The sequence below is a fragment of the Streptomyces sp. NPDC041940 genome (assembly GCF_055589465.1).
In genome coordinates, this window is sequence record NZ_JBVJBP010000022.1 from 70624 (window position 1) to 90650 (window position 20027).

The 20027-nt window shown below is 71.5% G+C and carries 20 protein-coding genes; 6 read left to right on the forward strand and 14 right to left on the reverse strand.

Annotation, left to right across the window (positions count from 1 at the left end; genetic code table 11):
* The first annotated feature begins 139 nt into the window (after positions 1-139).
* Positions 140-412, forward strand: a complete 273-nt coding sequence (locus ACZ6I3_RS30585; RefSeq protein WP_469418983.1) for a DUF6215 domain-containing protein — start codon at positions 140-142, stop codon at positions 410-412.
* A gap of 67 nt (positions 413-479) precedes the next feature.
* Here the strand turns inward: ACZ6I3_RS30585 and ACZ6I3_RS30590 are convergent, their stop codons facing one another.
* The gene (locus tag ACZ6I3_RS30590; protein WP_469418984.1) at positions 480-2963 is read right to left on the reverse strand and encodes an alpha-L-arabinofuranosidase C-terminal domain-containing protein; all 2484 of its coding nucleotides are present in this window, start codon (positions 2961-2963) and stop codon (positions 480-482) included.
* Between the two features lie 137 nt (positions 2964-3100).
* Between ACZ6I3_RS30590 and ACZ6I3_RS30595 the strand changes: the two genes are divergently transcribed.
* The gene (locus tag ACZ6I3_RS30595) at positions 3101-3541 is read left to right on the forward strand and encodes a DUF6314 family protein (protein ID WP_469418985.1); all 441 of its coding nucleotides are present in this window, start codon (positions 3101-3103) and stop codon (positions 3539-3541) included.
* Here ACZ6I3_RS30595 and ACZ6I3_RS30600 read toward each other — a convergent pair.
* From ACZ6I3_RS30600 to ACZ6I3_RS30610, 3 genes are all read right to left on the reverse strand, one after another.
* Positions 3523-4116 (reverse strand): histidine phosphatase family protein, encoded by a 594-nt coding sequence (locus ACZ6I3_RS30600; protein WP_469418986.1) that lies wholly within the window; start codon positions 4114-4116, stop codon positions 3523-3525. The two genes, ACZ6I3_RS30595 and ACZ6I3_RS30600, sit on opposite strands and share 19 nt — an antisense overlap.
* A gap of 73 nt (positions 4117-4189) precedes the next feature.
* Positions 4190-4630: a GNAT family N-acetyltransferase gene (locus ACZ6I3_RS30605; RefSeq protein ID WP_469418987.1), complete on the reverse strand. Its 441-nt coding sequence runs from the start codon at positions 4628-4630 to the stop codon at positions 4190-4192.
* A gap of 40 nt (positions 4631-4670) precedes the next feature.
* Positions 4671-6107, reverse strand: a complete 1437-nt coding sequence (locus ACZ6I3_RS30610; protein WP_469418988.1) for an aminotransferase-like domain-containing protein — start codon at positions 6105-6107, stop codon at positions 4671-4673.
* Here ACZ6I3_RS30610 and ACZ6I3_RS30615 point away from each other — a divergent pair.
* Both ACZ6I3_RS30615 and ACZ6I3_RS30620 read left to right on the forward strand, forming a co-directional pair.
* The gene (locus ACZ6I3_RS30615; protein ID WP_469418989.1) at positions 6106-7023 is read left to right on the forward strand and encodes a DMT family transporter; all 918 of its coding nucleotides are present in this window, start codon (positions 6106-6108) and stop codon (positions 7021-7023) included. The genes ACZ6I3_RS30610 and ACZ6I3_RS30615 overlap by 2 nt on opposite strands.
* Positions 7024-7116: 93 nt before the next feature.
* Entirely contained in the window at positions 7117-7317 is a 201-nt protein-coding gene (locus tag ACZ6I3_RS30620; RefSeq protein ID WP_382833508.1) for a DUF1918 domain-containing protein, read from the forward strand.
* 19 nt (positions 7318-7336) lie between these two features.
* On the opposite strand, the gene ACZ6I3_RS30625 is transcribed toward ACZ6I3_RS30620, so the two are convergent.
* Positions 7337-8566 carry a glycoside hydrolase family 10-like protein gene (locus ACZ6I3_RS30625; RefSeq protein ID WP_469418992.1) on the reverse strand — a complete coding sequence of 410 codons (1230 nt, stop codon included), beginning with the start codon at positions 8564-8566 and terminating at the stop codon, positions 7337-7339.
* A gap of 180 nt (positions 8567-8746) precedes the next feature.
* Here ACZ6I3_RS30625 and ACZ6I3_RS30630 point away from each other — a divergent pair, with 180 nt between their 5' ends.
* Positions 8747-9622 carry a 3-hydroxybutyryl-CoA dehydrogenase gene (locus ACZ6I3_RS30630; protein ID WP_391106752.1) on the forward strand — a complete coding sequence of 292 codons (876 nt, stop codon included), beginning with the start codon at positions 8747-8749 and terminating at the stop codon, positions 9620-9622.
* A gap of 22 nt (positions 9623-9644) precedes the next feature.
* Here ACZ6I3_RS30630 and ACZ6I3_RS30635 read toward each other — a convergent pair whose 3' ends face one another.
* On the reverse strand, positions 9645-9875 hold the full coding sequence (locus ACZ6I3_RS30635; RefSeq protein ID WP_469418994.1) for a hypothetical protein: 231 nt from the start codon (positions 9873-9875) through the stop codon (positions 9645-9647).
* Positions 9876-10093: 218 nt separating this feature from the next.
* Here ACZ6I3_RS30635 and ACZ6I3_RS30640 point away from each other — a divergent pair, with 218 nt between their 5' ends.
* Complete coding sequence (locus ACZ6I3_RS30640) at positions 10094-10351, forward strand: hypothetical protein (RefSeq protein WP_184597347.1); 258 nt, start codon at positions 10094-10096, stop codon at positions 10349-10351.
* Between the two features lie 12 nt (positions 10352-10363).
* On the opposite strand, the gene ACZ6I3_RS30645 is transcribed toward ACZ6I3_RS30640, so the two are convergent.
* The 8 genes from ACZ6I3_RS30645 to rplT form a co-directional block, all read right to left on the reverse strand.
* Positions 10364-10909: an NUDIX hydrolase gene (locus ACZ6I3_RS30645; protein ID WP_391106758.1), complete on the reverse strand. Its 546-nt coding sequence runs from the start codon at positions 10907-10909 to the stop codon at positions 10364-10366.
* 107 nt (positions 10910-11016) lie between these two features.
* Complete coding sequence (locus tag ACZ6I3_RS30650; protein ID WP_469418996.1) at positions 11017-12357, reverse strand: transcriptional regulator; 1341 nt, start codon at positions 12355-12357, stop codon at positions 11017-11019.
* 248 nt (positions 12358-12605) lie between these two features.
* Entirely contained in the window at positions 12606-13538 is a 933-nt protein-coding gene (locus ACZ6I3_RS30655; RefSeq protein WP_469418998.1) for a PP2C family protein-serine/threonine phosphatase, read from the reverse strand.
* A gap of 130 nt (positions 13539-13668) precedes the next feature.
* Positions 13669-16182 (reverse strand): phenylalanine--tRNA ligase subunit beta, encoded by a 2514-nt coding sequence (gene pheT, locus ACZ6I3_RS30660; protein ID WP_469418999.1) that lies wholly within the window; start codon positions 16180-16182, stop codon positions 13669-13671.
* Positions 16182-17303, reverse strand: coding sequence for a phenylalanine--tRNA ligase subunit alpha (gene pheS / locus ACZ6I3_RS30665; protein WP_469419001.1), 1122 nt, complete (start codon positions 17301-17303; stop codon positions 16182-16184). Before pheS ends, pheT begins: the two co-directional genes overlap by 1 nt.
* 129 nt (positions 17304-17432) lie before the next feature.
* Positions 17433-18584, reverse strand: a complete 1152-nt coding sequence (locus ACZ6I3_RS30670) for a sensor histidine kinase (RefSeq protein WP_469419002.1) — start codon at positions 18582-18584, stop codon at positions 17433-17435.
* Positions 18585-18638: 54 nt separating this feature from the next.
* Positions 18639-19499: a TrmH family RNA methyltransferase gene (locus tag ACZ6I3_RS30675; protein ID WP_469419004.1), complete on the reverse strand. Its 861-nt coding sequence runs from the start codon at positions 19497-19499 to the stop codon at positions 18639-18641.
* 91 nt (positions 19500-19590) lie between these two features.
* Positions 19591-19974 (reverse strand): 50S ribosomal protein L20, encoded by a 384-nt coding sequence (rplT, locus tag ACZ6I3_RS30680; RefSeq protein WP_004002577.1) that lies wholly within the window; start codon positions 19972-19974, stop codon positions 19591-19593.
* Positions 19975-20027: the final 53 nt, after the last annotated feature.

Here is a 20027-nt window from a genome sequence, read left to right on the forward strand (position 1 = left end):
GTTTCTCTGCACGTTTATGCAATACCGGGCCATGGTCCGCGGGCCCTGTCCGGCGGTCCCGGAAACCTGCGTTGTCGGGACCATGACCACAGGTTAAGGTCCCCCGGCACTTGTCAGGGGATCTTGGCGGGTGGGGGACATGACCGAAGAGGGCGGCACGCGCATCAGCGGCGCCAAGGCATGGGGGCAGGAGCTCGCGACGGTGATGGTGAGCCGAAGGGCAAGCACCTCTCCGGAATCGGAGCTGTGCGAGGCGCTGAACCGTTCCGACCTGGCGGCTCCGCTGGGCACCCCCGCGAAGACCGCGAGCGGCAGCGACAGATGCTGGGCCGTCCGGCGGTACGACGCGGTGCTCCTCCGGGTCGCGGAGAAGGTGCTGCCGACCGTCCGGGGGTGGGCCCCCGCCCGGTGACCCGCCCGGGATGCGACGGCCGGGTGTGGGCCGCTGCCCGGGGGACAGCGGCCCGCACCGGCGGGTCCTACCTCTGCTTGATCCTCAGGAACGTGACGGAGTCCGCCGGGAAGGTGTACGTGAACTTCCCGGAGACGCCCCTGAGGGTGGACGTCACCGGAGTGACCGGCGTGTCCGTCTCGGTGTTGACCGCGTCCGGCTCGGCGGCCAGCGTGGTGACACGGGCGGTGGAGGCGACCTTCGCGCCACCCAGGTCGACGGCCGTACGGGCTTCGGCGGACTGGGCGTTGACGACCTTGACGATCAGGTCACCGGTCTTGGCGTCCTTGGTGACGACCTGGCGGAACGGCTCGGCCGGCTTGTCGTCGGTGAAGCTGCCCCACTCCTTGCCGTCGAGGAGCAGCGTGACCTGGCGGCCGCGCACCTTGATGTCGATGTCGTAGGCGCGGCCGGTCTCCACCGAGCCCGGCTTCGTCATCAGCGTGCCCTTGCCGCCGTCCACGGCCTGCTCGATCGCGCCCTGGGTGTTGTTCCAGCCGCCCAGGTTCCACCAGTAGTAGTTGCCGGTGTCCTTGACGCCGAAGGCGACCAGGAAGCCCTCCTTGCCGGACTTCTTGGTGGCCTTCACATGCAGGTCGTAGTCCTTCCAGGCCGGGTCGCCCGCCGTGACCATGGTGTTCTCGGTCGCGGTGTCCGTCTGGACGTACTGCCCGTCCTGGATGCTCCAGCTGCCCCGGCCGCTGGTCTTCCACTTCGAGGCGTCACCCGAGAAGTCGTCGCTCAGCAGGGTCGAGCCGTCCGCCGAGGTGACCTTCACGTCGTCGTACGCGGCGCTGGTGGCCCACGTGGACAGGCCGACGCCACCGGTGATGGGGCCGCTGACGTCCGGTGTGGTGGTGGCCTTCGAGGGGACCACGCGGTCGCCGACGTTGGTCATGAACAGCTTCTGGACCTCGTAGTTGGCCGAGTTCCAGGAGGCCCGGTTGTTGAACCAGATCATGTCCGGCCGCCACTGGACGTAGTCCTCGTTCGCGAGCAGCGGGGCGTACGAGGCGAGCTTGACGATGTCAGCGTTGCGCTCCAGGCCGGTCATGAACGCGGCTTCGGAGAGACCGTTCTTCCAGGCGTTGCCCTGGGAGGCGTACTCGCCGAGGAAGACCTTGGGGCCCTCGCGGTCGTAGGAGTCGTAGCGGTCGTTGTTCTGCAGGAACCAGTTCGGGCTGTTGTAGTAGTGCTCGTCGACCATGTCGACCTTGCCCTCGCGGTTGAGCTGCCAGGCGGTGTCGAAGGTCGTGCCGGCGTCGTCCGGGCCCGAGTTGGAGATGACGGTGATGTCCGGGTACTTCGCCTTGATGGCGGCCCGGAACCGCTCGAAGCGGGCGAAGAACTCCTTGGGGAGGTTCTCCTCGTTGCCGACCCCGATGTGGGTCAGGTGGAACGGCTTGGGGTGGCCCATCTTGGCGCGCACCTTGCCCCACGTGGAGGTCGCCGGTCCGTTGGCGAACTCGATGAGGTCCAGGGTGTCCTGGATGTGCCGCTTGAGCAGTGCCTCGTTGTCGGTGGCCTTGTTCTGGCCGCAGCCGGTCACCAGCGCGGGGACCACGGGCAGCGGCATGGCGCCGATGTCCTCGGAGAGGCGGAAGTACTCGTAGTAGCCGAGGCCGTAGCTCTGGTTGTAGCCCCAGAAGTTGGAGTTGGTGGCCCGCTCCTCGACCGGGCCGACGGTGTCCTTCCACTGGTAGCTGCGCTTGCGCTGCCAGTTGGACGCCTCGCTGTAGTCCTCCATGGAGCCGGTGTTGACCAGGCAGCCGCCGGGGAAGCGCACGAAGCCCGGCTCGAGGGCGGCGATCTTCTCGGCGAGGTCCTTGCGCAGGCCGTTCGGCTGGTTCTTGTACGTCTCTCGCGGGAACAGCGACACCTCGTCGAGCGCGGCGGCGTGCGTCGAGGCCACGGCGAGGCGGCCGCGGTTGCTGGTGCGGGTCGCGGTGAACGTGGCCTTGTACTTGGCCCAGCCGCCCTTCACGGCGACCTGGCGTGCGGTGGCCAGGGTGCCCGCGGTGTCCTTCAGCGAGACGGTGAGCGTGCTGCCGCTCTCGGCGCGGGCCCACACCGAGAAGTCGTACCGCTTGCCCTTGTCGACCCGGATGCCGGTGTTGTAGCCGGCGTTCGTGACGGACGCGCCGGCGCCCAGGGAGAGGTAGTTGCGGTTGCGCGCGTTCAGGCGGCCCGAGTCGTTCACGACCTCGGACGTGCCGCCGGCCGCCCAGGAGGTCAGGGGCGTGTAGGAACCGTTGTCTGCGGTGGAGTACTCGAAGGATCGGTTCTGCACGAGTTCGGCGTACAGACCGCCGTCGGCGGCCCGGTTGATGTCCTCGAAGAAGACGCCGTACATCGTGTCGTCGATCGCCGCGCCCCGGGCGGACGGGTCGACGGTGATCGCGTAGTCGGTGACGTCCTCGGCGTACGCGGGGGCCGGTACGAGGGCTGCTGCCGTCAGGAGGGCGGTGGTCGTGAGACCGAGTCTCCATCGGGTGCGGGCGGTGCGTGGCATGGATACTCCGCGGCTCTCTGGTAGAGGAGTGTTCGAAATATCAGACATTGGTCAGCACTTCGAACGGCAAGATAGGGAGGGGGCTGACGCGCGTCAATGGGTCGCGCAGCAACGGCTGGGACGGAGAGCGGGACGCAATGGGCGAGTTCTGGCCAGTGCCGGACGTACTCGCGTATCTGGCCGGGCGCTGGGGCGTGACGCGGTCGGTGCGGGATCTCGCGAGCGGTGCGCAGGGGGAGTTCGCCGGAACCACCGAGTTCCGTACGGAGAAGGACGGCGGCCTGCTGCACCTCGAGTCCGGCACCTTCGTCTGGCAGGACGTCGCCCGGCCCGCCGAGCGGACGCTGCGGTTCCTGCCGGGCCCGGACGGCACCGCGGACGTGCGCTTCTCGGACGGCCGGCCGTTCCACGACCTGGACCTGACGTCCGGGCGGTATGTCGCCGACCACCCCTGCGCGGCGGACCTCTACCGCGGTGAGTTCACGGTCCTGGACGCGGACCACTGGCGGACGGTGTGGCGGGTGCGCGGCCCGGCCAAGGACCTGGAGCTGCGTACCGACTACGCGCGCGAGGGCTGAGCGGACACCCCGTCGAAGCGCAGGTTCCAGCGCCCGCCCCGGCCTGTCACCGACGTCGTCGACAGCGGGCGGACATCGATGTTCCAGTACGTCGAGGGCGGCGCCTTCAGGGCGTAGACCAGGGCGGCGCGGATCACGGACGGCTCGGCAACCGCCACCACCCGGCAGCCGTCGTCGACGGGCCGGGTGTCGAGCCAGCCGCCGATCCGGGTGATGAAGTCCATCAGCGACTCACCGCCGTGGGGTGTGGCACGCGGGTCGGCGAGCCAGGCGTCCACGGCCTCCGGCTCCCGGGCCATCGCCTCGCCCAGGGTCAGTCCGCGCCAGCGGCCCATGTCGCAGTCCCGCAGAGCGAGCTGCACCAGCGGCGCGTACCCGAGCCCCTCCCCCGTCGCACGGCTGCGCGGGGTCGGCGAGCAGTAGCGCAGCTCGGCCGCGGCGAACGGCAGCAGGCCCTGGGCGGCGCGCTCCACCTCACCCCAGCCGGCCTGGTCCAGCGGCCGGTCGTCCGCGAATCGTTCGGCCAGCAGCGGGGAACTGCGGGCGGCGGCGACGAACGTGACCCGAAGTGGCATGCGGCGATCGTGGGTGCCGCAAGTGCGCAGGTCAAGAGGTGTTACCTGGGAGTTACCCAGGGTGCGCCGGCCCTCACTGGCCGAAGACGATCGCCATCCAGTGCTCGGGGTGCTCCAACTCCGCGAACCCCAGCTTCTCGTAGACGCCGTGCGCGTCGTGCGTGGCGAGCAGGACCCGGCGCACCCCGTACCGCCGCAGTTCGTCCCGTACGGCCGCCAGGAACGCGGTGCCGACGCCCTTGCCGCGCACCGACGGGTCGACGTACACATCGCACAGCCACGCGAAGGTCGCCCGGTCCGTGATGACCCGGGCGTACGCCACCTGCTTCCCCGAGACCGTCTCGTACACGCCGAAGTTGAGCGAGCCCTCGATCGCCCGGTCCTGCTTCTCGCGGGTCCGGCCCAGCGCCCAGTACGCGTCGGTGGACAGCCAGCCGTGCACGCGCTCGGCATCGAGGCGGCCGGGGTCGGCGGAGATCTCGTAGCCCTCGGGCAGGCTCGGCGTAGCGGTCATGACGGGATGCTCGCAGGCCCTCCTCCCAGGAGTCGAACCCTTATCCCAGCACCTCGTCGCAGGCCGCACGCAGCCGCCGTACGCCCTCCGCGATCTCCCCGGTCCCCGCGACCGCCGCGAAGCTCAGCCGGACGTGCGCGGCCGGCGGCTCGGCACTGAAGTAGGGGCGCCCGGGAGTGATCGCGACACCCGCGCGGAGGGCGGCGGCCGTCAGGGCGGACTCCTCCACTCCGTCGGGCAGCCGCGGCCACAGGTGGTAGCCGCCGGACGGGACGTGCGGCAGGGCGAGTTCCGGCAGGCGCAGCCCGAGCGCGGTGGTCATCGCGTCCCGGCGCGCCTTCAACTCGGCGGAGACGGACCGCAGATGACGCGGCCAGGCGGGCGAGCCGACGAGTTCCAGCGCGGCCTCCTGAAGGGGCCTGGGCACGAAGAAGGTGTCGACGACCTGGATGGCCCGCAGCCGCTCCAGGACCGGCCCGCGCGCGGCCAGGGCGCTCACCCGGAAGCTCGGCGAGGTCGCCTTGGTCAGCGAGCAGACATGGACGACGACGCCGTCGGGGTCGTCGGCGGCCAGCGGGCGCGGCAGGGGCCCGGCGTCCTCGTGCACCAACCGTCGTACGAAGTCGTCCTCGACGACGAAGGCGCCCGCCTCGCGGGCGATGCGCAGCACCTCGTGGCGCCGCCCGGGGGCGAGCGTCGCGCCGGTGGGGTTCTGGAAGAGGGGCTGGCAGACGAAGACCGGGGCGCCGCTGGCCCGGAAGGCGTCGGCGAGCAGCGCCGGTTTCACACCGTCGGCGTCCACCGGTACGGGCACCGGGCGCAGGCCCGCCGCACGGGCGATGGCGAGCATGCCGGGGTAGGTCGGCGACTCGACCAGGACGGGGGCGCCGGGCGGGGCGAGGGCGCGCAGGGCGGTGGTGAGCGCGGACTGTCCGCCCGCGGTGACCAGCACCTCGGCTGCGGTGAAGGACCCGCCGATGCCTCGCGCGAACCACTCGCGCAGCTCCGGCAGCCCCTCCATGGGCGGGCGCCCCCAGGCTCCGGGACGGCGTCCGGCGCGCGAGAGGGCGGCGGCCATCGCCCGCTCCGGTTGCAGCGACGGGTGCAGATAGCCGCCGTTGAACTCGATCACGCCCGGCGGCGGGGTGGCCAGCGTCGCCAGCACCCCGGAGGCGTCCACGGAGCGCGGGACGAGGTCGGCGGCGCCGTCCGCGCTGAGCGCGACCTCCTGCCAGGAGGTGTCCCCGGCGGGCGCCGGTGCCGTCCGGGCATCGGCGCGGAAGGCGCCCGCGCCGGGGCGGGAGACCACCAGGCCCTCGGCGGCGAGCTGCGCCAGGGCCCGGGACACGGTCACGGGGCTCACCCGGAACCGCTCGACGAGGGCCCGACTCGACGGCAGCTTTCCACCCGGCGAGTAGCGGTCGAGCTCCCTCCGGAGCTGTTCCGCCAGTTCAACGACGCTGCTACGCTCTTGCATGAGAGTACAGAGTAGCGCTACTACCGCACCCCGGATAGCGGTCGCCGCTGATCGGGACCGCTCCGGCCTCGGCACCCTCCAGGCCGCCCTCGGCGTCATCGCCTTCTCCCTCACCTTCCCCGCGACCGCCTGGGGCCTTGAGGGCTTCGGACCCTGGTCGCTGGTCGCCGTCCGGAGTGTCCTGGCCGCGGTGATCGCGGGCGGCTGTCTGCTCGCGCTGCGTGTCCCGCTGCCCGACCGGCGGCACTGGCCGGGTCTCGCGGTCGTCGGGGCCGGGGTGGTGCTCGGCTTCCCGCTGCTGACCACGCTGGCGCTGCAGACCTCGACCACCGCGCACGCCGCCGTCGTGGTCGGCCTGCTCCCCCTCACCACGGCCCTCTGCTCCGCCCTGCGCGTCGGCACCCGGCCCTCGCGCACCTTCTGGGCGGCGTCCCTCGCGGGCGCGGCGGCGGTGCTGGCCTTCACCGTGCAGCAGAGCGGCGGCGCCCTGAGCACGGCCGACCTGTACCTCTTCGCGGCGCTGCTGGTGTGCGCGGCGGGCTACACCGAGGGCGGCCGGCTGGCCCGGATCATGCCGGGCTGGCACGTCATCGGCTGGGCGCTGGTGCTGTGCCTGCCGCTGACCGTGCCCATGGCCGCGCTCGCCCTGGCACAGGAACCCGTACAGCTCACCCTGCACAGCGTCACCGGGGTGCTGTGGGTCGCGGCCGGCTCGCAGTTCGTGGGCCTGGTCGTCTGGTACCGGGGCATGGCGGCCATCGGCATCCCGAAGGCCAGCCAGTTGCAGCTCGCCCAGCCCCTGCTCACACTGGTGTGGTCGGTGCTGCTGCTGGGCGAGCACCTGCCGGTGGCCGCCCCGCTGACGGCAGCGGCGGTGCTGGTCTGCATCGCCGTCACACAGCGGGCGCGCGGCTGAACGGCACGCGCCCGGCACCCTGCCGAGCAGCGCCCCCAGCCGTAGACTCGAAGGCCACGGACCGCTGCTCCGCACCTCGCGAGGAGGCCCCAGATGCGCGCAACCGTGGGCGACCAGCTTGTCCAGCACGGCAGGGTGGTCGGTCAGCACGACAAGGTCGGCGAGATCGTCGAAGTGCTCGGCCAGGAGGGCACGCCCCCGTACCGCGTCCGGTTCGAGGACGGGCACGAGGGAGTGTGCTCACCGGGACCCGACACCGAGATCCGGCACCGGGAGACCACCACCGGGCCGTGATGCGGGCCGGGGGCGACCTCTACTCGTAGTGGTCGGAGACCACCTTCGCCATCGCCCCGATCCGATCGGTCGCCACGTCCTTGGCGGCGAAGAAGACGTGCCCGCGCACCTGTGCGTAGTCCTCGGCGAGCGCCAGGTGCCGGGACAGCTCGGCCGGGTTCTGCCAGGCCGCGGGCTGCGCCGGGTCACCGGCCTTGTACAGCGCCTCCCCCACGTAGAGCTGCGTCGAGGTGCCGCGCGCGACCTCCGCCCACCAGGGCACCAGCTTGGCGTAGTCGGCGGCGGCGAAGCCGATGTTCCAGTAGAGCTGCGGGACGATGTAGTCGATCCAGCTCTCGCGCACCCACTTGCGGGTGTCCGCGTGCAGGTCGTCGTAGGTCTGCACGCCGGCCCGGGTGTCCGAGCCGCGCTTGTCCGTGGCGGCGTTGCGCCACACGCCGAAGGGGCTGATGCCGAAGCGGGCGCCCGGCCTGACCTTCTTGATCCGGGCCGCCGTCTCCCGCACCAGCTTGTCGATGTTGTCCCGCCGCCACGCGGCCCGGCTCGGGAAGCCGCCGCCGTGCTCGGCGTAGGCCGCGTCGTCGTCGAAGCGCTGGCCCGCCACCGGGTACGGGTAGAAGTAGTCGTCGAAGTGGACGCCGTCCACGGGGTACTTCCGCACCGCGTCGAGCATCGCGTCCTGCACGAAGCGACGGACCTCGGGCAGCCCCGGGTTGTAGTAGAGCTTCCCGCCGTACGTCACCACCCAGTCCGGGTTGCGGCGCGCGGGGTGGGAGGCGGCCAGCCGTGACGGGTCGGCGTGTGTGGCGACCCGGTACGGGTTGAACCAGGCGTGCAGCTGCAGTCCGCGGGCGTGGGCCTCCTTGACGGCCGTGCCCAGCGGGTCCCAGCCCGGGTCCTTGCCCTGGGTGCCGGTGAGGTACTGCGACCACGGCTCGTACGGTGAGGGCCACAGGGCGTCCGCCGTGGGCCGGACCTGGAAGAACACGGTGTTGAGCCGCCTGCTGACCGCCGTGTCGAGGTGCCCCCGCAGCTCGGCGCGCTGCTTCGAGGCGCTCAGCCCCGTCTTGGACGGCCAGTCGCGATTGGCCACGGTCGCCAGCCATACGCCCCGCATCGCGGCTGCCGCCCTGTCGCCTCCCCTGCCGTCCTTCTCGTCGTCCTCCTTGGGTGCGGCCGACGCCGGAGGCACCATCGTGAAAGCCGACAGCGCCGCCACCGCGAACGCCCTGCGTGACACTCGTCCCATCCGCATGCCCCAAAATGCCGCGGATCCGCCCGGTCGCGGATCGCTCCGGGCCCAGAATGCCCGACTCTGAGCCGACCCCCGCGATCGATCATCGATACTTGGGAGTAACGTGCTCGAACGGAGCAGGCACCGGACCACGGAGCACCTGCCCGGACGTGGATCAGCAGCGAAAGGGACGATGTGACGGACATCCCAGCGGGAGACATTGCACGCGTCGGAGTCGTGGGCTGCGGTCAGATGGGCGCGGGAATCGCCGAGGTGTGCGCCCGGGTCGGTCTGGACGTCATGGTCGCCGAGACCACCGGCGAGGCCCTGGAGATCGGCCGGACCCGGCTGTACAACTCCCTGGCCAAGGCGGCGGAGCGCGGCAAGATCACCGAGGAGGAGCGGGAGGCCACGCTGGACCGGCTGAACTTCACCACCGACCTCGGCGAGTTCGCCGACCGTGACCTGGTGATCGAGGCCGTCGTCGAGAACGAGCACGTCAAGACCGAGATCTTCCAGGTGCTCGACCAGGTCGTGACCCGGCCCGACGCCATCCTGGCCTCCAACACCTCCTCCATCCCGCTGGTGAAGCTCGCGGTGGCGACCTCCCGGCCCGACCGGGTCATCGGCATCCACTTCTTCAACCCGGCCCCGGTGCAGAAGCTCGTCGAGCTGATCCCGGCGCTCACCACGTCCGAGGACACCATCGGCCGGGCCGAGCAGTTCACCGAGAAGCTCCTGGGCAAGCACGCGATCCGCGCCCAGGACCGCTCCGGCTTCGTGGTCAACGCGCTGCTGATCCCGTACCTGCTCTCCGCGATCCGCATGTTCGAGACGGGCATCGCGAGCCGCGAGGACATCGACAACGGCATGGAGATGGGCTGCGCCCACCCGATGGGCCCGCTGAAGCTCTCCGACCTCATCGGCCTGGACACGGTCGCGTCGGTGGCCCAGTCGATGTACGAGGAGTACAAGGAGCCCCTGTACGCCGCTCCCCCGCTGCTCCAGCGCATGGTCGACGCGGGCCGTCTGGGCCGCAAGTCGGGCTCGGGCTTCTACACGTACGACTGACCGGCCGGCCGACGCCGCCACCTCAACGCCGCCGCTCCTCCGGCCACGGCCGGGCCCGGCGGCGTCCCCATTCCGCCGCCCGCTCGTTGAGGCGACGACGCAGCCAGCCCATCCAGAGGGCGAGCGGAGTGGCCACGAGAGCGAGCAGCAGCGCCGTGCCCCACCCCCGCCCGCCGCCGGAGAACCGGAACACGACGACCAACAGCGCGTAGAGCGCCAGCGCGTACGCCGCGATCTTCTGCCACTTCGTCATACGCCCCGGGTACCCCCGAGGCCGATTACGGACGGTCAGATTTCGGCCATTCTGCGGGCCCGGCACCGGAATTGGTGCCGGGCCCGCGGCATTCACACACCGTGTGCACGCCGGGCTCGCATATGCCCCTCGCACACTCTCCCCAGGCGCCCACCAGGCGAGTTGACTCCACATGCGCATACCAGGGATGTGAAACGACTACGGAAAGGAGCGGACTCGTGGCCGCCGATCCCGAGCATCCCGTCGTTCATGGAGAACTCGCAGAGTTACGACGCCGCCTCGACGTGGCCTACGCCCGCGTCGAAGGCGGGCTGGCTCTGCTCAGCCACCGCACCGAGGAGACCGCCAAGGAGATCGACGAGCTCAACACCCGGATCCACACACTCGAACACACGCGCTGGCCGCTGCCCGCGGTCGCCGCCCTCACCGCCGTGGGTGCCCTCGTCCTGGCGATCTGGCAGGCCCTGGGACGCTGAGGCCCTGCCGGCCTAGGGCAACACGTCCTGTCCGAGCCTGAGATGGTGCAGCAGAAGTAACGCGGCCGCCATGTTGGCGGCCGGGACCTCGCCGCGGGCGACCATGTCGGGGACGAGCTTGAGGGGAACCCATTCCCGGCGGTCCGACTCGAAGTCGTCCACGGGGTGCCCGACGTACTCGCCCTCGTCGGCCCAGTACACGTGGTGCCGGGCGTCGGTGAGCCCGTTGGACGGCTCCACGCTCATGAGGTGGTGCAGGGGTCCCGGCCGCCAGCCGGTCTCCTCCTCCAGTTCCCTGGCGGCCGCGCGGGCGATGTCCTCGCCGTCCTCGACGACGCCCGCCGCGAGTTCCCACCCCCAGCTGTCCGTGATGAAACGGTGCCGCCAGAGCAGCAGCACCTCGTTGGCCTCGTTCACCACCGTGGCCACCGCGACAGGCCGCAGCCGTATGAGGAAGTGGTCGAGGTGCCGGCCGTCCGGTAGTTCGACATCCGCGAGATTGACGCTGAACCAGCGGTTTGAGTACACAGTTTGTTCGTTGTGTTTCGTCCACTGCACGGTTCTGCCACCTTCCGTCGAGTAAGTGGCAATATCGCAGCAGGGACGTACTGACAGCAGGCGCACAGGAAGTCGCTCGGGATGACGGGGACGCCGCTGCCCCGGATCTACAACGGTACGCGCAGTGCCCCGTCGATGAGTTCGGCGGCCTCGGCCGTACCCGCGCTTCCGCTGCGCACCAGATGCTCGCGCACCGCGCGCAGCCGGTCCCGCAGCCGCTGGGACTCCATGCCGCGGGCCTGTTCGGCCATCTGCACGGCGATGGCCACCGCCTTGTCGGCGTTGCCCTGCCGCAGTTCGATGGTGCTCAGCATGGCCAGCCGGTGCACCCGGCCGCGGTCGTGCGCCGGGTTGTCGACGGCGGCAGCGGCATGCTCCCCGGCCGCCGCGATCTCCCCGAGACTGAGCAGCGCCTCCGCCACCTGGACGTTGACGAGCCCCGGCTGGACATAGCCGGTCTCGTCGGGCTCGTACCCACGACGGATGCGCTCGGCGGACTGCTCGGCCCGCCGGATGCAGGACAGGGCGCTGCTGCCGTCCCCGAGATGCGCGTACGCCTTGGCCTGCATCGCGTACAGGTCGGAGGCGAGGGCCGGGGTGATCTGCTTGCCGGCGGCCCGCAGCGCGGCCTCCGCGAAGGCGACGGACTGCCGGTACTCCCGCATGAACAGCGACTGGTTGACGAGGAGGGCGATCACATACGCCCCGAGCCCCCGGTCCCCGCTGGCCTTCGCGAGCCGCAGCGCCTGGTGGAAGTAGCGCTGCGCGAGGCCGTGGGCGTCGGAGTCGTAGGCGCAGATCCCGGCGACGGCCACCAACCCACCGGTGGCCCGGTGGAGTTGCCGGCCGGTCTCGTCGGTGTAGCCGCCGCGCAGCAGCGGGGCGGCCTCGGCGTTGAGGAAGCCGACGATGCGGGCCCTGGTCGCGATGCCCCCGGCCTTGCGGTACATCTGCTCGTAGTGGGCCCGGGCCGACCGCAGCATCTCCAGGTCGCCCGCGGTGACCCGGTGTCTGCCGCCGCGGGAGACGTCCACGTCCTCGGGCGGGTTCTCCCACTCCCACACCGGCATGACGGCGGGCGTACCGGTGACCGCGGGCGCGCCCAGGATGTGCGGGCGCTGCTGCTGGTCGGAGCGCCACAGGGCGGTGGCCCGCTCGACGAACCCGGACAGGGATCCGGTGTGCGGCGCGGCCGGCTCGCCGGGCATGCCGAGGCCGATGTCGTCGAGGGTGACGTGCCGTTGGAGCCGGGCGGCGAGCACCTCACAGATCAGGTCGGGCACCTGGCCCCTGGGGCGCTGCCCCTTCAGCCACCGGGCGACGGCGGTGTGTTCGTACCTCAGGGACAGGCCCCGCGCCCGTCCCGCCTGGTTGACATGTGCGGCCAGCCCCGCGTGCGAGACCCCGGCTTCGTCCAGGATCGCGTCGAGCAGAGTGTTGGGCTGCATGTGGGCCCCCCGGTGGCTCGGTGCGGCCAGATTAGTGGTTCCGCCTTCACACGGGGTGTGAACGGAGTGCTCGAATCCGCACGGTGCGCGCACTGTCGCGCAGAGTCGCCGGCCGGTTGACTGAAATGCCTCGCAAGAGGCCGGCCGGGCCGCCGGCTCCCCCTCGTACAGTGCGGCGGCCCGCTTCCGCCGTCCGCCCAGCCGCCTGCCCGACACTCCGTGGCGGGGCGGACGGCATCGCCGGCCGGTCACAGGCTCGTTGTCGGCAGCGGGTGCGCGGTGGCCGGTCGCGCGGTTCCCCGCGCCCCTGAGGGAACGCACCCGTCGTTCCTCAGGAGCAGCAGGGCGATGTCGTCGGCCGGGGTGCCGTTGGTGTGATCGACCAGCGCGCTCTGGACACCGCGGAGTACCGCCTGCGGGGCGAGCGGCTCCTCCCGTGCGACGCTCGTCAGCACGAACGGCAGGGGGAAGAACCGGCCACGGGCATCCCTCGCGTCCTGAGCACCGTCCGTGTAGAGGAACAGCGCGTCGCCGAGCGGGAGATGACCGAGACCTACGGTTGCCGGCACGTCCGGCAGCGGAAACACTCCCAGCGGCGGGTACGGGTCGGCGGGGGCGAGCTGTTCGACGCGGGTGCCGTTCAGCCGGTACGGCCACGGGTGCCCGCAGTTCAGGGCTGCCATCTCGCCGTCGGCGCGGATCTCCACGAGGAGCAGGGTCACGAACTCCTCGGCGACGCTCGCCGGATGCTCCCGGCGCAGCTGCCGCTCCAGGGCGCGCTCCAGTCGGCGCAGCACCCCGCCGAGGTCCGCCTCGTCGTACGCGGCCTCGCGGAAACAGCCGAGCATGGCGGCGACGGTCCCGAACGCGCCGATGCCGTGCCCGCGTACGTCGCCCATCACGGCCCGCACGCCGTACTCGGTGGCGACGACCTCGTACAGGTCACCACCGATCGCGGCCCCCGGCTCCGCCGACATCTGAACGGCGGCGACGTCCAGCCCGCCGATACGCGAGGGCAGCGGCCGCAGCACCGCGTTCTGCGCGGCGGTCGCGACCCGGTGCAGCTGCCGCAGCTCACGCACCAGCGTGCGCCGCACATGAAGGATCAACCCGGTACCGACCGCGAAGAGGACTGCACCGGGGAGACCGAGGCTGCGCACCCGACCCCTGAAGCGGATCATGCCGATGGCCCCCCAATTAGGCCCTGACACACAGAATCGGACCGGCCCAAGAAGGCCGGTCCGATTCTGTCGACAGCAAGCCGGAAAGGGCAGGATTACCTCCCTTTACCACCCGGATGAGTGATCCGGCTCAGCTCCGCAACTCGGCGCCCACACGCTCGCCCGCGAGCGCCACCGCCGCATCACGAGCCGCCGACGCCTCATCCACCGTCAGCGTCCGGTCAGCCGCCCGGAACCGCAACGCGTACGCCAGCGACTTCCGTCCCTCACCCAACTGCTCGACGTTCTCGTACACATCGAACAGCCGGATCGACTCCAGCAGCTCCCCGGCCCCGGCACGCAGCGCATCCTCGACCTCCGTCGCCGGAACCACCGCGTCGACGACCAGGGCGACATCCTGCGTGGCCACCGGGAAGGCGGAGATCCGCGGCGCCGTCAGCGCGGCGTCGCCGGCCTTCTCCACCGCGTCCAGGTCGATCTCCATCGCGCAGCTGCGCGCGGGCAGCCCCAGCGCCTTGACGACGCGCGGGTGCAACTCCCCCGCGTGTCCCACGACCCGCTCGGCACCGTCCACGGTGATCGCCAGCTCGGCGCACCGGCCCGGGTGCCACGGCCCGTACTGCCCCTTGCGGATGATCAGCTCGGCGCCCGCCTCACGGGCGACGCTCCGCGCCGACTCGACCGCGTCGGCCCAGTCGGCCGGACGGCCCTTGCCCCACCAGCCCGACTGCTCGCGGGCACCGGCGAGGACGACGGCGGCGTGCCGCGGCTGCTCGGGCAGCGCGGCGTTCAGCTCGGCGATTTCCTCGTCGGTCGGGCGGCGGTCGATGGTCAGCACGGCGGCGGCCGGCTGCTCCTCGCGCGGCTGGAAGACCAGGCCGGTCTCGAACAGCGCGAGATCGTGCGAGCCCCGGCCGTCGTTGCGCCGCAGGGCACCCAGCAGGCCCGGCAGCAGCGAGGTGCGCAGCGCGGGCTCCTCGTCGCTCAGCGGGTTGCTGAGCCTCACGACACGGCGGGCCGGGTCGTCGGAGTCCAGGCCGAGCTGGTCGAAGACCTGCTCGCTGACGAACGGGTAGTTCGGCGCCTCGACGTACCCGGCACCGGCCAGGGCCCGGCCGACGCGGCGGTGCAGCCGCTGCCGGTGGGTCAGGCCACGGCCGGCCGGCGGCCTGGGCAGCGTGGAGGGCAGGTTCTCGTAGCCCTCCAGGCGGATGACCTCTTCGGCCAGGTCGTTCGGGTCGGTGAGGTCGGGCCGCCAGGACGGCACGGTGACGATCAGCTCGTCCTGTCCGTACACGTCGCAGCCGACCTGCTGGAGACGGCGGACGACGGTCTCGCGGCCGTACTCGACGCCCGCGACCTTGTCCGGGTGGTCGGCCGGGACGGTGATGGTGTGCGGCGCGGTCGGGGCGAGGACCTCGGTGACGCCGGCCTCGGCGGTGCCGCCCGCGAGCAGCACCAGCAGGTCGACGGTGCGCTGCGCGGCGGCCGCCGCGGCCTGCGGGTCGACGCCGCGCTCGAAGCGCCGGGACGCCTCGGAGGACAGCCTGTGCCGGCGGGCCGTACGCGCGATCGACACCGTGTCGAAGTGCGCGGCCTCGATGACGACGTCGGCCGTGGCGTTCTCCACGTCGTCGTGGTCGGCGATCTCCGTGTTGGCGCCGCCCATGACACCGGCGAGCCCGATCGGGCCGCGGTCGTCGGTGATCACCAGGTCCTCGGCGCCCAGCGTGCGCTCGACACCGTCGAGGGTGGTGAGCTTCTCGCCCTGCTCGGCGCGGCGTACGCCGATGGTGCCCTGGACCAGGCCGCGGTCGTAGGCGTGCAGCGGCTGGCCGAGCTCCATCATCACGTAGTTGGTGACGTCGACGGCGAGCGAGATCGGGCGCATGCCGACCTTCTGCAGCCGGCGCCGCAGCCAGATCGGGGAGCGGGCCTCGGCGCTCAGGCCGGCCACCGTGCGGGCGGTGAAGCGGTCGCAGCCGGTGGGGTCCGAGACCTGGACCGGGTAGCCGTACGCGTTCGGGCCGGGCACGTCGAGCAGGGCCGGGTCGCGCAGCGGCAGACCGTAGGCGATGGCGGTCTCGCGGGCGACGCCGCGGATGGACAGGCAGTCGCCGCGGTTGGCGGTGACGGCGATGTCCAGGACCTCGTCGACCAGCTCCAGCAGCTCGACGGCGTCCTTGCCGACCTCGGTCTCAGGCGGCAGCACGATGATGCCGTGGCTGCCGTCGTCGCCCATGCCCAGCTCGTCGCCGGAGCAGATCATGCCGTGGGAGGTCTTGCCGTAGGTCTTGCGCGCGGAGATCGAGAACCCGCCGGGCAGCGTGGCACCCGGGAGGACCACGACGACCTTGTCGCCGACGGCGAAGTTCCGGGCGCCGCAGACGATCTCCTGGGGCTCGCCGGTGCCGTTGGCCTGGCCGACGTCGACCGTGCAGAAGCGGATCGGCTTCTTGAAGCCCTCCAGCTCCTCGATGGTCAGCACCTGGCCGACGACCAGGGGGCCCTTGAGGTCGGCGCCGAGGTGTTCGACGGACTCGACCTCGAGACCGGCCGAAATGAGCTTGGCCTGGACGTCACGGCCGGTTTCGGTCGCCGGCAGGTCGACGTACTCCCGCAGCCAAGAAAGCGGGACCCGCATCAGATCTCCATCCCGAACGGCCGGGTGAACCGAACGTCACCCTCGACCATGTCTCGCATGTCCTCGACGTTGTGGCGGAACATCAGCATCCGCTCGATGCCGAACCCGAAGGCGAAGCCGCTGTACTTCTCCGGGTCCACGCCGCACGCGGTGAGCACCTTGGGGTTGACCATCCCGCAGCCGCCCAGCTCGATCCAGCCCTCGGACGAGCAGGTGCGGCAGGGGCGGTCGGGGTTGCCGACGGAGGCGCCGCGGCACACGTAGCACACCATGTCCATCTCGGCGGACGGCTCGGTGAAGGGGAAGAAGTTCGGCCGCAGCCGGGTCTTCATGCCCTCGCCGAACAGCGACTGGACCATGTGGTCCAGGGTGCCCTTGAGGTCGGCCATGGTGAGGCCCTCGTCGACCGCGAGCAGTTCGACCTGCCGGAAGACGGGCGTGTGCGTGGCGTCCAGCTCGTCGGTGCGGTAGACGACACCGGGACAGATCACGTAGACCGGCAGCTCACGGTCGAGCAGGGAGCGGATCTGCACGGGCGAGGTGTGCGTGCGCAGCACGACGCCGGACTCGGTGCCGCCCTTGGGGCCCTTGACGAAGAAGGTGTCCTGCTCGCCGCGGGCCGGGTGGTCCGGACCGATGTTCAGGGCGTCGAAGTTGAACCACTCGGCCTCGACCTCGGGGCCCTCGGCGACCTCGTAGCCCATGGCCACGAAGATGTCCTCGATGCGCTCCGACAGCGTGGTGAGCGGGTGCCGGGCGCCGGCCGGTACGCGGTCGTGGGGCAGCGTGACGTCCACGGCCTCCTCGACGAGCACGCGGGTGTCCCGCTCGGCCTCGAGTTCGGCCTGGCGGGCGGCGAGTCCCTTGTTCACGGCGCCGCGTGCCTGGCCGACGCGCTTGCCGGCCTCGGCCTTGGCGTGCGGGGGCAGGGCGCCGATCTCGCGGTTGGCGAGGGCCAGCGGGGAGGTGCCGCCGGTGTGGGCGACCTTGGCCTCCTGGAGCGCGTCGAGGGAGTCCGCGGCGGCGAAGGCGGCGAGCGCCTCGTCCCGCATGCGCTCGATCTCTTCCGGTTTCAGTGTCTCGACCTCGACCGGGTCGTACGACTTATTGGGTGCCGACATCTCTTCCCGTGCTTCCGGTTGGCTGGCTGAAGGTCCCCGTCACCGACTCCGAACGGCCGTCTGGAGGGACACAAAGGTGCCAATGGCCGAGTCTAACGGGGTGGAGGTATACGAATGCGCCCGCGGGGCTCAGGCGAGATAGGCCGGAGCACTCACGGGCAACGTAAATCGGAACTCGGCGCCGGCGCCGGGCGCGCGGCCGACCGTGATGGTGCCGCCGTGGGCCTCGACGATGCCCTTGACGATGTAGAGCCCGAGGCCGGTGCCACCGCGCTTGCTGCCCCGCCAGAAGCGGGTGAAGACGCGGTTCATGGACTCCTCCGGGATGCCGGGCCCCTCGTCGCTCACCGTGACCGACGTGGCTGCGTTCTCGGCGAACTCGCCCTCGCGGAGGGACGCCGTGGCCGTGACGTCGATCGTGACAGTTCCCTCGCCGTGCCGCACGGCATTTTCCAGCAGGTTGCTGAGCACCTGGTCGATCTTGTCGGGGTCGGCCCACAGGTCGGGCAGCGGCTGCTGGAGGCGCAGCAGGAACCGGTCGGCCGCCTGCCCGGCGGCGACGTAGGCCTGGATGTGCCGTCCGACGGCCGCGCCGATGTCGACGGGCTGGCGGCGCACCTCCAGCCGGCCGGAGTCGATCCGCGAGATGTCGAGCAGCTCGGCGATGAGCCGGGTGACCCGGTCGGCGTCGGCGTCGACGGTCTCCAGCATCAGCCGCTTCTGGTCGTCGGTGAAGCGTTCCCACTTGGCGAGCAGGGTGGCGGTGAAGCCCTTGACCGAGGTGAGCGGAGAGCGCAGTTCGTGGGCGACGGTGGCGATCAGCTCGGCGTGGCTGCGCTCGGTGCGGCGCCGGGCCTCGGTGTCGCGCAGGGTGACGACGAGGCGCCGGAGGGGCCCGGTGGGCCGGCTGCGGACGTAGCGCGCGGAGACCAGCACCTCACGGCCGCCGGGGAGCAGGAGGTTGCGCTCGGGCTGTCCGACGCGGATGGCGAGGCCGCCGTAGGGGTCGGTCAGCTGCCACCAGCGGCGCCCCTCCAGGTCCTCTAACGGCAGGGCCTTCTCCAGCCGCTGCCCGAGGGCGTCCCGCGCGGGGACGGCGGTGATGCGCTGGGCGGCGGCGTTGAAGCAGATGACGCGGCCCTGCTCGTCGGCGACGACGAGTCCGTCGGGCAGTTGGTCGGGGTCTATGCCGAGGCCGGCGAGATCACCGGGCGGCCCGAACGCGGCGGGCGGGTTCCCGGCGTCCCGGGCTCCCGGTGCGCTGCTCGTGCCGACGCTCATCCCCGCTCCCCACCTCTAACGCTCCACAGAGGGGTCCCTGAGCTGGTCACCCTACTAGTTCCGGGTGACGGAACGGCACCCTCCGGCGGCGCGCTGTGCACGCGCGGACGCATAGAGACATACGGCCGCGGCGGTGGCGAGGTTCAGGCTCTCGGCCTTCCCGTGGATCGGGACACGCACGACGGCGTCGGCGAGGGCACGGGTCTCCTCCGGGAGGCCCCAGGCCTCGTTCCCGAAGACCCAGGCGGTCGGCCCGCCCATGGTGCCCTTGTCGAGTTCCTCGTCGAGGTCGCGGTCGCCCGCCCCGTCGGCGGCGACGACCCGGACACCGGCGGCCCGCAGCCTGTCGACCGCCTCCTCCACGGGGACTCCGACGGCGACGGGCAGGTGGAACAGGGAACCGACCGAGGCGCGGACGGCCTTGGGGTTGTACACGTCGACGGAGGCGTCGGTCAGGACGACGGCCTCGGCGCCGGCGGCGTCGGCGCAGCGCAGTACGGTCCCGGCGTTGCCGGGGTCGCGGACGTTGGCGAGGAGGGCGACGAGCCGGGGGCGCGCGTCGAGGATCTCCTCGAAGGGCGTGTCCAGGAACCGGCAGACGCCGACGAGTCCCTGCGGGGTGACGGTGGTCGAGATGTCGGCGATGACCTGCTCGGAGGCGAGGTGCACCCGGGCGCCGGCGTCCCGGACCGCCCCCAGGATGTCGGCGTACCGCTCGGCCGCCTCCAGCGTCGCGAACAGTTCCACGAGCGTGGCCGTGTCCCCGGCCCGGTGCCCGGCCGCCTCGCGCACGGCCTGCGGTCCCTCCGCGAGGAACAGCCGCTCCTTCCCCCGGAAGTTCCGCTTGGCCAGCCGCCGCGCGGCCAGGACGCGGGGGGAGCGGGGGGAGATGAGCTCGGGCGTGGCGGGGGACATCCTGTTCACTTTCTCGTAGCTGCACAGCAGGACCCGCAGGCCGTTCGGCCTGCGGGTCCTTGAATCACGTCGGCTTGCGGCCGGCGCGGCGTCACGCAGCCTTGGGCGCGTTGACGTCGCTCGGCAGCGCCTTCTGAGCGACCTCGACGAGCGCGGCGAACGCACCGGCGTCGTTGACGGCCAGCTCGGCCAGGATCTTGCGGTCGACCTCGACGTTCGCGGCCTTCAGACCCTGGATGAAGCGGTTGTACGTGATGCCGTTGGCGCGGGCAGCGGCGTTGATGCGCTGGATCCACAGCTGACGGAAGTCACCCTTGCGCTTCTTGCGGTCGTTGTAGTTGTAGACCAGCGAGTGGGTGACCTGCTCCTTGGCCTTGCGGTACAGGCGCGAACGCTGACCGCGGTAGCCGGAAGCCTGCTCGAGGATCGCCCGGCGCTTCTTGTGGGCGTTCACTGCCCGCTTGACGCGTGCCACTTTTTAACTCCTTGTAGCGGGGCCGCGGTGGTACTCACACGGCCCGAAATCGA